The 12,778-nt window shown below is 58.0% G+C and carries 13 protein-coding genes and 1 tRNA gene; 8 read left to right on the forward strand and 6 right to left on the reverse strand.

Annotated features, from left to right (window positions below):
- The first annotated feature begins 16 nt into the window (after window positions 1-16).
- Together AC1RL5_RS27690 and AC1RL5_RS27695 are read left to right on the forward strand one after the other, a co-directional pair.
- Window positions 17-2,161, forward strand: a complete 2,145-nt coding sequence (locus AC1RL5_RS27690; RefSeq protein WP_103406989.1) for a 3-hydroxyacyl-CoA dehydrogenase NAD-binding domain-containing protein — start codon at window positions 17-19, stop codon at window positions 2,159-2,161.
- Window positions 2,162-2,266: 105 nt separating this feature from the next.
- Entirely contained in the window at window positions 2,267-2,989 is a 723-nt protein-coding gene (locus AC1RL5_RS27695; protein ID WP_015634730.1) for an amidotransferase, read from the forward strand.
- Between the two features lie 43 nt (window positions 2,990-3,032).
- Here the strand turns inward: AC1RL5_RS27695 and AC1RL5_RS27700 are convergent, their stop codons facing one another.
- From AC1RL5_RS27700 to AC1RL5_RS27710, 3 genes are all read right to left on the reverse strand, one after another.
- Window positions 3,033-4,004 carry a magnesium and cobalt transport protein CorA gene (locus AC1RL5_RS27700; RefSeq protein WP_019093266.1) on the reverse strand — a complete coding sequence of 324 codons (972 nt, stop codon included), beginning with the start codon at window positions 4,002-4,004 and terminating at the stop codon, window positions 3,033-3,035.
- Between the two features lie 144 nt (window positions 4,005-4,148).
- On the reverse strand, window positions 4,149-4,871 hold the full coding sequence (locus AC1RL5_RS27705) for a lysophospholipid acyltransferase family protein (protein WP_011060160.1): 723 nt from the start codon (window positions 4,869-4,871) through the stop codon (window positions 4,149-4,151).
- Between the two features lie 218 nt (window positions 4,872-5,089).
- Window positions 5,090-5,779: a crotonase/enoyl-CoA hydratase family protein gene (locus AC1RL5_RS27710; protein ID WP_072451618.1), complete on the reverse strand. Its 690-nt coding sequence runs from the start codon at window positions 5,777-5,779 to the stop codon at window positions 5,090-5,092.
- 318 nt (window positions 5,780-6,097) lie between these two features.
- On the opposite strand from AC1RL5_RS27710, the gene AC1RL5_RS27715 reads away from it, so the two are divergent.
- Window positions 6,098-6,187: transfer RNA gene (locus AC1RL5_RS27715), tRNA-Ser, on the forward strand.
- Window positions 6,188-6,369: 182 nt separating this feature from the next.
- Here the strand turns inward: AC1RL5_RS27715 and AC1RL5_RS27720 are convergent.
- Window positions 6,370-6,639 (reverse strand): hypothetical protein, encoded by a 270-nt coding sequence (locus tag AC1RL5_RS27720; RefSeq protein ID WP_072451617.1) that lies wholly within the window; start codon window positions 6,637-6,639, stop codon window positions 6,370-6,372.
- An 897-nt stretch (window positions 6,640-7,536) separates the two neighbouring features.
- On the opposite strand from AC1RL5_RS27720, the gene AC1RL5_RS27725 reads away from it, so the two are divergent.
- The 4 genes from AC1RL5_RS27725 to AC1RL5_RS27740 all read left to right on the forward strand — a co-directional run bounded on the left by AC1RL5_RS27725 (window position 7,537) and on the right by AC1RL5_RS27740 (window position 9,887).
- Complete coding sequence (locus AC1RL5_RS27725; protein ID WP_219737412.1) at window positions 7,537-8,001, forward strand: hypothetical protein; 465 nt, start codon at window positions 7,537-7,539, stop codon at window positions 7,999-8,001.
- Window positions 8,002-8,400: 399 nt separating this feature from the next.
- Window positions 8,401-8,766 carry a glycine zipper domain-containing protein gene (locus AC1RL5_RS27730; RefSeq protein WP_015634733.1) on the forward strand — a complete coding sequence of 122 codons (366 nt, stop codon included), beginning with the start codon at window positions 8,401-8,403 and terminating at the stop codon, window positions 8,764-8,766.
- A gap of 108 nt (window positions 8,767-8,874) precedes the next feature.
- A complete protein-coding gene (locus AC1RL5_RS27735) occupies window positions 8,875-9,036 on the forward strand; it encodes a hypothetical protein (protein WP_011060168.1) in 162 nt (53 codons plus the stop codon).
- Window positions 9,037-9,188: 152 nt separating this feature from the next.
- A complete protein-coding gene (locus tag AC1RL5_RS27740) occupies window positions 9,189-9,887 on the forward strand; it encodes an HAD-IA family hydrolase (protein WP_492589933.1) in 699 nt (232 codons plus the stop codon).
- Between the two features lie 48 nt (window positions 9,888-9,935).
- On the opposite strand, the gene AC1RL5_RS27745 is transcribed toward AC1RL5_RS27740, so the two are convergent.
- Together AC1RL5_RS27745 and AC1RL5_RS27750 are read right to left on the reverse strand one after the other, a co-directional pair.
- Window positions 9,936-10,502, reverse strand: a complete 567-nt coding sequence (locus tag AC1RL5_RS27745; protein WP_072451728.1) for an acyl-homoserine-lactone synthase — start codon at window positions 10,500-10,502, stop codon at window positions 9,936-9,938.
- 265 nt (window positions 10,503-10,767) lie between these two features.
- Window positions 10,768-11,475 carry an autoinducer binding domain-containing protein gene (locus AC1RL5_RS27750; RefSeq protein ID WP_072451613.1) on the reverse strand — a complete coding sequence of 236 codons (708 nt, stop codon included), beginning with the start codon at window positions 11,473-11,475 and terminating at the stop codon, window positions 10,768-10,770.
- A 242-nt stretch (window positions 11,476-11,717) separates the two neighbouring features.
- Between AC1RL5_RS27750 and AC1RL5_RS27755 the strand changes: the two genes are divergently transcribed.
- On the forward strand, window positions 11,718-12,749 hold the full coding sequence (locus AC1RL5_RS27755) for a radical SAM protein (protein WP_077933626.1): 1,032 nt from the start codon (window positions 11,718-11,720) through the stop codon (window positions 12,747-12,749).
- The last annotated feature ends 29 nt before the right edge of the window (window positions 12,750-12,778 follow it).

The following is a 12,778-nucleotide window of genomic DNA, read 5'->3' on the forward strand; positions in this document are numbered from 1 at the left end:
TCAAGGAATCCCTTTCATGACCGATGCCATCCGTTACGAAAAAGGCCAGGACCAGATCGTCGTCCTGACCATCGATATGCCGGGCCAGAGCGCCAACACCATGAATGCCCTGTACCGCGACGCCATGGCCGGTGCCGTGGCGCGCTTGCAGGCCGAGCAGGAATCGATTGCCGGGGTGATCATCACCTCGGCGAAAAAGACCTTCTTCGCCGGCGGTGACCTCAATGAGCTGATCAAGGTCGGCAGGCCCGAGGCCAAGGCTTTCTACGACATGGTGCTGGCCCTCAAGGACCAGCTGCGAGCCCTGGAAACCCTGGGCAAGCCGGTGGTCGCTGCAATCAATGGCGCGGCCCTGGGCGGCGGCTGGGAAATCTGCCTGGCCTGCCATCATCGCGTTGCCCTGGACGATAAATCGGTACAGGTCGGCCTGCCGGAAGTCACCCTGGGCCTGTTGCCCGGCGGCGGCGGGGTGGTGCGCATGGTGCGCATGCTGGGCCTGGAAAAGGCTCTGCCCTATCTGCTGGAAGGCAAGAAAGTGCGCCCGCAGCAGGCGTTGCAAGCAGGCCTGATCGATGCCCTGGCGACGGACCGCGACGACCTGCTGGCCAAGGCTCGGGCCTGGATCCTCGCCAACCCGGGCGCGCAGCAGCCCTGGGATGTGCGCGGCTACCAGATCCCTGGTGGCACGCCGTCGAACCCGAAGGTTGCGCAGATGCTGGCCATCGCCCCATCGATTCTGCGGACCAAGACCCAGGGTTGCTTCCCCGCGCCGGAAAAGATCCTCTGCGCTGCCGTCGAAGGCGCCCAGGTGGATTTCGACACCGCGCAACTGATCGAGACCCGTTACTTCACCGAGCTGACCACAGGCCAGGTGGCGAAGAACATGATCGGCACCTTCTGGTTCCAGCTCAACCAGATCAATGCCGGCAGCTCACGGCCACAGGGCATGCCGCCGCAGGTCACGAAAAAACTCGGGGTGCTTGGCGCCGGCATGATGGGCGCGGGCATTGCCTATGTCAGTGCGGTGGCGGGTATCGAGGTGGTGCTCAAGGACATCAGCTCCGAGGCGGCCGAGAAGGGCAAGGCCCACTCGGCGGCGCTGCTGGAGAAAAAGGTGGCTCGCGGGCAGTTGAGCCGCGAGCAGCGGGACGCCACCCTGGCGCGGATCCGCACCACCGCCGAGGATGCCGACCTGGCCGGTTGCGACCTGATCATCGAGGCGGTGTTCGAGGATCGCGAGCTCAAGGCCAAGGTCTCCCGGGCTGCGCAGCAGGTGGTCGGCGGTGACGCGGTGATCGCCTCCAACACTTCGACCCTGCCCATCACCGGTCTGGCTACGGCAGTGCCGAACCCGGACAAGTTCATCGGCCTGCATTTCTTCAGTCCGGTGGAAAAGATGCCCCTGGTGGAAATCATCAAGGGTGCGAAAACCAGCGATGAAACCCTGGCCCGGGGCTTCGACTTTGTCTTGCAGATCAAGAAGACCCCGATCGTGGTCAATGACAGCCGCGGCTTCTTCACCTCCCGGGTGTTCGGCACTTTCACCAACGAAGGCATCGCCATGCTCGGCGAGGGCATCGCGGCGCCGATGATCGAGACCGAAGCGCGCAAGGCCGGGATGCCGGTGGGGCCGCTGGCGATTTCCGACGAGGTTTCCCTGAGCCTGATGAGCCATATCCGCCAGCAGACCGCCAAGGACCTGCAGGCCGAGGGCAAGCCGGCCATCGAACATCCGGCATTTGCCGTGATCGACCTGCTGCTCAACGAATACAAGCGCCCGGGCAAGGCGGCCGGTGGCGGTTTCTACGATTATCCGGCTGGTGCCCAGAAGCATTTGTGGCCGCAGTTGCGCACGCGCTTCTACAAGGCCGACGGGCAGATCTCGCCCCAGGATGTGCGGGATCGCCTGCTGTTCGTCCAGGCCATCGAGACCGTGCGTTGTGTGGAGGAGGGAGTGTTGCACTCCACGGCGGACGCCAACATCGGCTCGATCTTCGGCATCGGCTTTGCCGCCTGGAGCGGGGGCGCCCTGCAGTTCATCAATCAGTACGGGATGCAGGATTTTGTCGCCCGTGCGCAGTACCTGGCCGAGCAATATGGCGAACGTTTCCGGCCGCCGACGCTGCTTCTGGAAAAGGCTCGCCTGGGCCAGTTGTTCTGACACCGACAGGCGCTCAATGAGCTGATCCGGGGCTTGCCTTGCCGTGGTATTTCAAGGCAGGCTCTGGACTGTTCATTATTGCCATCGCCTTGTCAGGAATTTTTTATGTCGCTACGCATCTGCATTCTTGAAACCGATATCCTGCGTCCCGAACTGGTCGATCAATATCAGGGTTACGGGCAGATGTTCCAGCGCCTGTTTTCCCAGCAGCCCATCGCTGCCCAATTCAGCGTCTACAACGTGGTCCAGGGGGAGTACCCCAGCGATGACCTGGAATTCGACGCCTATCTGGTGACGGGCAGCAAGGCCGATTCGTTCGGCACCGATCCCTGGATCCAGACCCTCAAGACCTACCTGCTGGGGCGCTACGAGCGTGGCGACAAGCTGTTGGGCATCTGCTTCGGCCATCAGTTGCTGGCATTGCTGCTGGGGGGCAAGAGCGAGCGCGCGAGCCAGGGCTGGGGTGTCGGTACCCACAGCTACAAGCTGGCGGCCAAGGCGCCGTGGATGAGCCCGGTGGTGGAGGAGCTGACGCTGCTGATCAGCCATCAGGACCAGGTTACCGCCTTGCCGGAGAACGCCACGGTGATCGCCTCCAGCGATTTCTGTCCGTTCGCGGCCTACCATATCAATGATCAGGTGCTGTGCTTCCAGGGCCACCCCGAGTTCATCCACGACTATTCCCGCGCCTTGCTGGACCTGCGCCAGGAGTTTCTCGGCGAGCAGATCTACCAGAAGGGCGTGGCCAGCCTTGAGCACGACCATCACGGCACCACTGTGGCGGAGTGGATGATGCGTTTCGTCGCTCACAAGCCCGAGGCTGCCTGAACCCGGCCATGGCCCTGCCGCAAGGCGCAGGGCCGTCGCCCCTTCAGAGCCAGCCGGAACGCTTGAAGCTGGCCCAGAGGCCGACGCAACCCACGCTGATAAAACCCAGGACGCCAAAGTAGCCGTAGTGCCAACTCAGCTCCGGCATGTTCTGGAAGTTCATCCCGTAGATCCCCGCCACCGCCGTCGGAAACGCCAGGATCGCGGCCCAGGCGGCGAACTTGCGTTGCACGATGCTTTGCCGTGAAGCCTCCAGCAGTACGCCGATCTCGATGGTCTGGCTGGCGATATCGCGCAGGGTCGAGAGGTCTTCCATCTGCCGGGTGACGTGAATCTGCACATCCCGGAAGTACGGCCGCATGTTCTTGTCGATAAAGGGAAAGCTGAGCTTCTGCAGTTCTTCGCTGATCTCCACCATGGGCGCTACATGCCGGCGCAGGCGCAGCACGTCGCGGCGCAGGCCGTGCAGGTGCTGGATGTCCCGTTCGTTCAGCGAGTCGCAGAGGACGTTGCGCTCCAGCTCGTCAATTTCCGCGTGGATGGCTTCGCTGACCGGCTGGTAGTTCTCGGTAACGAAGTCCAGCAGGGCATAGAGCACGAAGTCTTCACCGTGCTCCAGCAGCAGCGGGCGCGCCTCGCAGCGCTGGCGCACGTAGCCATAGGAGGCCGAGTGGCCGTTGCGCGCGGTGATGATGTAGCCGTTGCCGGCAAAGATGTGGGTTTCGATGAACTCCAGCTTGCCCTGCTCGCGCACCGGCGAATAGGTGACGATGAACAGCGCGTCGCCGAAGGTTTCCAGCTTCGGCCGGCTGTGCTTTTCCAGGGCATCCTCGATGGCCAGTTCATGCAGGTTGAACTGGCGCTGCAGATTGGCCAGCTCGTGGGCGTTGGGTTCCTCCAGGCCGATCCAGACGAAGTGGCCGGGCTTGGCGGCCCAGGCGGCCCCTTCGTCGAGGCTGATATCCGTGACTTTCTTTCCGCCGCTGTAGACGGCGGCAGCAACAACTCTACCCATGGTTCCGGTTCACTTCTTCTTATCAAGGGGCGGTGACAGATCAGGTGCAGCTTAGCCTGCAATGCTCCATCAGAGTCACTGGCCGCGAGGGAGTTCGCGGACAAATAAAAGCCCGCGCAAGGCGGGCTTTTTGTGGCGCCGGGGTCAGGCGGCCTGCAGTTGGCGGTCCATGCTGGCGATGCACTCGCGCATCTGTTCGCGGCACTGGGCGATCAGCAGGGGCATGTCGTCCAGGGTCAGCCCGGCCGTGGGGATGGCGGGCAGCGAGCGGATCAGGATTTTGCCGCTGTTCCAGCGATCCAGGCGCATGTGCTTGATGTAGCTGCTGACGCACACCGGGACTATGGGCACGCCTGCGGCGATGGCCATCTGGAATGCACCTTTCTTGAAGGGCAGCAGCTCTTCCCCGAGGTTGCGGGTGCCTTCCGGGAAGACCCAGATCGAGGTGTCCTTGTGCTGCAAGGTGTGGGTGGTGGTGAGCATCGAGCGCCGGGCCTTGTGCGGGTTGCCACGGTCGATCAGCACGTTGCCTGCCAGCCAGAACAGCTGGCCGAACAGCGGCACCCATTTCAGGCTCTTCTTGCCGATGCACACGGTCCTTCGCGGTACCACGTTGCCGAATACGAACAGGTCGTAGTTGGACTGGTGGTTGGCGATGATCACGCAGCCCTGGGGTTTGTCCATCAGCGGGCCGACCTCGGCCTTGACCCGCAGGCGCAGGATGCACATCGCCGGCCAGGCGTAGAGGCGGGCGCACAGGCGGCTGTTGTCCGGGTTGAATGGGCGGCACAGGCCGAGCAGCAGGCCCAGGCTGCCTGCCAGAATAAAGTGCAAGCCCATCAACGACATACGAAGCAGATACAGCATCTAAACGGCCCACCCGGGGACAAAAGGTGGCGCAGTGTACGGATGTGCACTGTTTTCGGCAATTACCGTTCTCAGCCGGGAGATGGGCGATGTTTAAGTACATGTTTCCAGCAATGGCTGGCGATGGTGATCTAGAGCGGTCGCGGCTTGTTGGCAAGGCATGCAGTAAAAAGCCCGGCGCGAAGGCCGGGCTGGTTCAGGTAGCAAATCCGCGGGTTTCAGCCCAGGTGCTCCTGGTCCTGGATGATCGCGTTGTCCAGGGCATCCAGCAGTGCCTTGCGCACCTTCAGCTTGGTGTTCTTGTGCGCCACCATGTTGATCTTCTTCAACTGGCGTGCAGCGGCCAGGGCGGCGCCTTGCAGTTCATCGGGCGCTACCACCTTGTCGAGGAAGCCGGCATCTACCGCGCTTTGCGGGTCGAACATCTCGCCATTGATTACCGAGCGATGCAAAGCCGAGCGACGCAGGCGGTCACGGGCCAGCTCGATACCCGCGTGGTGCATGGTCATGCCGATCTGCACTTCATTAAGGCCGATGCTGAAGGGGCCTTGGACACCGATGCGATAGTCCGCCGACAGCAGCAGGAACGCGCCCTTGGCCACCGCGTGCCCCGGGCAAGCGACGATCACCGGGTAGGGGTGGGAAAGCAGGCGGCGGGCCAGGGTCGAACCCAGGGTTACCAGAGCCACGGCCTCCTTGGGGCCGGCAGTCATGACCTTGAGGTCATAGCCGCCGGAGAGAATCCCCGGCTGGCCGGTGATGATTACCACCGCGCGATCGGCAGTAGCCTGATCCAGCGCCGCATTAAAGGCGGCAATCACGTCCGGGGAGATGGCATTGACCTTGCCATTGCTCAAGGTCAGGGTCGCGATACCGTCTTCGAGATGGTAGGAAATCAACTCACTCATGACGCAATTCCTTGTATTGAAGTGCTGCAGAAGTTACCCACCACGGTAGCTGCGGTAAAGCGCCATGACTGACTGGTGAGTCAGCCCCAAGGCCGCTAAGGGCCCTGCATCACACAGCAGGTAACGCATGGTTTCTTCTATAGGGTTGTGGGCAAGGCTGAAGAATGGCCGGTTTGCCTTATTGCATGGGGGGCTGCATTGCCCTTGGCCGGGGATCGAGCTTAAGCGCATGAAAATTCTGAAAAAAAAGTTTGCCATCTGAAAAGCTATCGACTACATTAGCGCGCCTCGACAGACTGAATCGGTTTGAAGAGATACGGTGAAGTGTCCGAGTGGCTTAAGGAGCACGCCTGGAAAGTGTGTATACAGGAAACTGTATCGAGAGTTCGAATCTCTCCTTCACCGCCACATTCTACAAACACAAACCCCTGATTTTCTTAGAGAAAGTCGGGGGTTTGTGGTTTTTGGTGTCTGAAAAATGTCCCGATGGAACGGGTAGGGGGAGTTGTGTTGGGTTGACCCGGGGCAGCCTGTTGCAGGCTCTGGTGCGCGCTCATTCGGCAAGCCACGCACCAGCTACGTCTGAAGGGTTACCACTGGCCGCTTATGAGGCAGCCGACGATTTCCCAACCGCTGTATTCCCACCAGGAATATCGGCTATCGGAGCAGCTTCTGGCCAGGCTGGCCATCTGGATTTCGCTCGCTGCTTTTTGGGTTCCGAAAGGGGTGTCAGTAGAAACTGTCACCTGATTGACGGTCTGCGGAGCCATGATCGGGGTTGGATGTACGGAAGCGTTCGCGACAGTTGCGGTGAAAGCGATCGTCGCGGATACGGCCAGAGCAGTTATGGACTTTTTCATGTGCGAATCCTTTCAGTCATCTGACAAGCGGCTTATACCTGAGCCTGACCTGCCTTTATCAATAGCCTGAACAGATCGGGCGCTCGCATGGTGTGACGCCAGGAAAGCCTAGCACCGCGCTATCTCTCGCACAGTCGCTCAACGGCACTATTGACAAAAATATAAAAAACTGCGTTTTTTAGATGATGGTGGCTGGTGAAGTAACGAAGAGCTTGAGTGCATGCTTCTAGACTGGTTTTTAAAGCTGTATTGCCAGCTGTAGTAACCCGATGACAACCGGCCCATTTTCAGCCTTTGCGTGCGGTTGGGAGGTGGAGCGATCCATTGTCGCCCATGGCATGCAGCCACTCGTCGGCGTCTGCCTGCTTTGAACAGCGGGTCGGCAAATGACTGTCTAGTCTGAAATGCCGTGACGAGCAGTATTTTCCAGGCAATCAGGAGCTTGCCGGTACTGGTCGGTTGTTGGAGGGAGCTGGGTATGAGGAGTCTTGCTTATATTGAAGACAACGGGGATGAGTTCCCAATCAACAACTTGGTGCGTTGCGGTCAGGCTGCATTCGAAGCAGAGGTTGAGTCTTCTGGCACAGTTGTCAGCAAGAGAAAGGCGGCGGCGGTGCCTGTAGCCAGCAACAAGATGTTTTTCCCCAGGGCGTTGCCGAAGAGAAGGTAACGCAGGATGCAGGCGGCCCCGCTTTATGCGGGGTTTTTTATTGCCTGGAGATTTTTCAGGGGAAAGGTCGGCGGGGGCCCATTGTTCGGTGGGGAGCTTTATGGATTATTTATTAAGATTTTTTTCTATATGTTTAGGAATTTTCTTATCTCAATTTGTTATAAGTGACGATATGTTCCTTATCCCGATTCAAACGGGGCTGCGCATCCAGCGATGATGCCTTTTATATGAAACGCGATAAGGAAATAAACGTGAAAGCCATTTTCAAACTCCTCGCATTGTCCACTCTCGTTGCCACCGCCGCAGGTTGCACCAGCTACAACATCAGCCAGCCATCTTCGCCAATCGACAGTCAGGTCAAGGCTGACCTGAAGGCGGATGTAGCAGTGGGCGAAGCGATTTCCGGTCAATCGTCGGTCAACATCCTGTTTGGTTTCCTGAAGTTCGGTGGCGATAGCCAGTTTGCCGACGGTGTGGCTTACGGTGGTGACGGCGGTGGTGCACTGGGTGGCCTGGGCCTCGATCCGGTCAGTGCGGTCAAGTCCGCTGCGGCTTTCAAGGCAGTCAAATCTTCGGGCGCCGACCTGATCGTTGCTCCGCGTTATGAAGTGAACGAAGAAAACTACTTCGTCTTCAAGAAAGTCTCGGTCACGGTCAAAGGCAATAAAGGCAGCATCCGCAGCATTCGTTGAGTGCAACTGCGTTCGAGCCTCTGTGGCGGAGATCGGGGCGTTGCACTGGCAACGTTCCAAGGCGTTGCCTGCCAGCGGCCCGGTCTGAACATTTTCGGTAAGGTGAGCTGAAGATGCCTCGGGATGGATGAAGCCCAAGGTCTGTTGGTGTTGCTCCCACTGACAGGCGCTTTTCACATAATCTTCACATCTGCCTGAGTAGGCTCGAACCATCCGTTAAAAGCAGCATCCCTAGCCCGTTCCCCAGCGGGCTTTTTTTTGCGCGGGGATAAAACTCTTTTAAAATCAGCTGTCCAAGGCACCTGGGAGCAACCCGGGTGCGGCCGCGATAGCTCGAATTGGCCAGCGTGGCACTGGGCTTTCTTGTCAGTCCGACAGTCTTTCTTTGAGGTTCAAGTCATGCGTTTAACTCTACCTGCCCTGGTTGTGGGGCTTCTGCTGGCTCAAGGCGCTATGGCCGGCGATGGCACTGCGGCCATTGGTGGCGGGCTTGGCGGCGCGTTGGGCAATGTGGTCGGGCAGAAGCTCGGTGGCAGTACCGGTGCGGCAATCGGCGCGGGTGTTGCCGGTGCGGCAGGCAGTGCGGCCGGGGCGCGCAAAGGCAGCCGGGCCAAGGCGGCCATCGGTGGTGGCCTGGGTTCGGCCGGTGGCTCGCTGATCGGTAATCGCCTGGGCGGTAGCACCGGCTCGACCGTCGGTGCCGGTATCGGCGGCGCGGCCGGTGGCGCCCTGGGTAGCAGCATGGGTCACAAGAAGCGTCACTGATTCTGCCTTGCCTGAAGAAAACCCGGCCCTGCGCCGGGTTTTTTGTGTGGCTTGCCCCAGGCTTCGCCATACTCATGGCTCTGAGTCCCGATGTTCAAGGAGACGATCATGCCCCGCGAGACGCCAGGCCAGGCACAGCCCGCTTCCGACGAGCCGGAGGTGATCAACGACCCCGGGAATGAAGACCCCGGTTCATTGCAGGACGATGCACGCGTACCTCTGCAAGAGGCGCCGGAAGGCGACAAGAGCCCGCCTGGTGCAGCCGACTAAGGTCCGCAGCAACCGCCGTCCAGCCCCCTCGGTTGCTCCCGACCCAAGCCCACCGCTATGCTGCTGAATCCTTTAATTGATGAATTGCCAAGAATAACTGGCCGTACCTGAGCCGCTCCCTGGAATGTACTTTTGCTAACGGATCAGATGCGATGAATGCACAGTTGAACGATTTGGGGCCGATCAAGGCCGTCATTTTCGACATGGACGGCTTGCTCCTGGATACCGAGGGCATCTACACCGAGATCACCCAGTTGATCGCCGAGCGTTATGGCCGCACCTACGATTGGACCATCAAGCAGAACATCATCGGCCGGGGAGCCGGCGACCTGGCGCGTTATGTGGTCCAGGCCCTGGACCTGCCCATCAGCGCCGAAGTGTTCCTGGTGATGCGCGAACCGTTGATGCGTGAGCGCTTTCCCCGCGCCCAGGCCATGCCCGGGGCCCAAGAGCTGGTGCGGCACTTGAAGGAACACCAGATCCCCATTGCCGTGGGCACCAGTTCGTCGCAGATGTCGTTCGGCGAGAAAACCACCCGCCATGGCGACTGGTTCGCGCTGTTCGACACCATCGTCACCGCCGACGATCCGGAAGTGACGGCGGCCAAGCCGGCGCCGGATATCTTCCTCACGGCTGCCCGTCGCCTGGGGGTGGCCCCGGCCGAGTGTCTGGTGTTCGAGGATTCGCCATTTGGCGTGACCGCTGCCAGGGCCGCGGGCATGAGCGTGATCGCAGTGCCCGATCCGGCCATGGCCGATAGCAAGTTTGCCCACGCAGATGCGATCCTGCGATCGTTGAAGGCCTTTCAGCCCGCAGCGTGTGGCTTGCCCAGGCTGGATTGGCCAGCATAAACCCGTGCCTGCCCAGGCGCTGCGCTGGAGCTCCTGGGCCGTTCTACCTTAATGGCTGCGTGCTGCAGACAGGTCGATTTCCAGGGCCATGATGCTCAGCCCCTCACTGAGCCTGGAGGGGCCGAGGCGCCGAATATTGAACTTTCTCTTGATCAGCAGGCGTGCGATTGCACTCGGCGAAACCGTCAGTAGTTTGCGTGCCCCCAGAGACTTGGCGTACTCGAAGGCTTCAAGTAGCAGCGACATTGACTGGGAGGAAGAGTAGGCATTCAGAACATCGGTCTCTTTATCGAGCGATACAGCGGCGAACCTGGACAACTCCCAGACATGAGTTTGAGAGGGCGGCTGATCTGAACCCAGCAGGTCGGGAAATACTTCCGATAATAGATAAGGGCGGGTTGTGGGTAGTAGGCGTGCTGTACCCACAATGGCACCTGTTTCATCTTTGGCCGCGAGGTAAAGTGTGTCATCCCGGTCAAACTCGTCGAGTTCCAACTGGTCGGGGCAATCCAATGGCCAGCCGAGCTTTTCGACAAATACCTTATAACGATAAGAAGCAATGTCCTGCTTCAGCTGCGAGCCTAATGCTTTACCATTTCCGGAAAAAATACGCATCATAGATCCTCGGCGTTCAAGTCGAGCGTGATCGTAAATTAGCCAGTAAAGCCGGGTACCTACCATTATTGGTAGGTAGGTGGCTTTTTTTGTCGGGCAAAGGCTTTGCGGTATTAGTGCTGGTCGCCGGACAGGAGGTATGGGCAGCCGGCGCCAGCATGGCTCAAGAGCAGAAGGGTTCCTGAGGCTGAGGTGCAAAAGGGGAATGTGAAGGCAGAGAAAGTTTTCGGTTTGGGTTTGTTTTATTATTTTCTATTATTGTTATTTAGATCAGTAGTCCTGTGAGGAAGGCTTGGACAACGGCCGCAGTTTTATTGGCAGCACTTAGTTTTAGAATGGAGTTCTTGATATGAAAGTTTACCGTGTTTTCTGAAATGGCCAGCAAACAGGATATTTCAAATGAGGTCTTCCCGCTGCCGGTCCACTTTAGAACTTCTTTCTCACGGGAGGTCAGCTTAACTTCGTAGGGGTTGGCAAGACGTGTGCTGATCCGGTTTGAAAGTGTGATGTGAGCCACACTTACCAGCCAGCGCATTTTTATTTCGTTGGCATCCAGTTCCTGGCGGGTGATGGGTTGTGACGATCGACTGAGTGATAGCATGCTGGCTGCACCGGCAGCATTGGTACTTGACTGCGACCATCCAACTTTAAGTCCAGCTGCCCGTGCTTCTTCCCAAAATACAGGTGCTTCGCGAAACACCGCGTCCTCCCATATGATCGGTGCCTGGGATTGTCTACCTTGCGCCACTACTGGATCAGTGGCCAGGTAGTTTTCAGTGTCGTAGCGCCTCTGCCATTGGCGAGGATAGTTGTTGAACATCACGACTTTCTCCTCGGGAAAAATCACCTGTAGCCCGTAAGCACAGTACTCGAACTCAAGCGTTGTAGCCGCATCTTGAATCCGCTTGACTATTTGAGCTTCGGAAAGTTTCAGGTCCGTTATCATCAGTAAGTCATCTTGCCAGCTTTTCATAAATACCCTCCTTGTATAGTCACCTTTCGTACTGCGGTGACATCGAGTTGCGTCGCGAATCTGACCAGTTCTACGATGGAAATCAAGTTTATAAATATGAAACATGCGTAGATGTAAGTTTGGCGTCAGAAAAAAGATGTGGCAATGGGCGCTTGCCAGCAACTTGTTCGATGGCGTCTTGCCGGAATAGAAAGAGTAAAGACTTCGTCTCGCTGAGTACCTACCAATAGTGGTAGTTACAGATGAGCGGTAATGTCTCTAGATTGTTGAAGGACGGACGGGCTGCGCTGTTTGAACGCGCCGGCAGTCTAGATGAGCTCCACAGGGAATATAAAAATCAATGGAGAGAACTGCCCGTGCTTAAGAAGGTACTTGTCAATGTTGAGGCAACGCCATCGTGCCCAGCAGCATGCAGTATGTGCCCCCGCTCAGTGATCAAGGACTATGGTTTTATTTCGCTGGAGACCATGGATAAGATAGTTTCGCAGATAGACCCTTCCTACGTCTGGGAACTGGACTTGGCGGGCAGAGGGGAGCCGACCATTCATCCAGAGTTTCATGAGCTCTTGCGAATGATGCGTCGCTCCGGAGTCTTGACTGACGTGACAACAACGGCAGTCACTTTCAATCAGCGCAATATAGATGCCTGTGTACAAAACGTTGATGTCATCAGGCTGTCTGTCAGTTCTATTCAGAAAGAGGTTTTCGATAAGGTTCACATTGGCCTGAACCACGAGAAAATCTGGCGCAACATTGCCGCGTTGGCCGAGGCCGCGGCGGATAAGGTCATTGTCCATTTGACTGGCGGCCCGGCAATCTATAGCACATTGCCAGCGACCGTCGCACATTTGCGTAGCCTGGGTTTCAAGCGGATCTATCTGTTCCCGCTCTGGAACCGAGGGGGGGATATCAACGCCAAACTCGAAAGTGAATACCGTCAGAAACTTGTGCGCGAGTTGGGTTTGAACCTGTCTGAGAGCGAGTACAAAACAGGCATGGGCAAGGTCAAGTTCATGCTGAATGCCCTGCTGGGTACCCTTGAAAATAGAAATTTTTGTGCAATTGGCGATGGCAGCGTCAGTATCAGTTATACCGGCGAGATACTCGGTTGTTTCCAGGATTTTGGGCACGTATCAAATATTGGTCATATTGATGATGACAACCTGAAGAAGATTGTGAAAAGCAGGGTGAAACAGTTGGGCAATATGGAGATTTGTCAGGGCTGTAATTCACGCAAGGCGGTTTTCAAGCTGCCAATGTTCTTGGCTAACTAAATAGCTTTCTGCACTGTTGTACAGGGATG

It is taken from the genome of Pseudomonas sp. GW822-FHT06D10 (genome assembly GCF_058799535.1).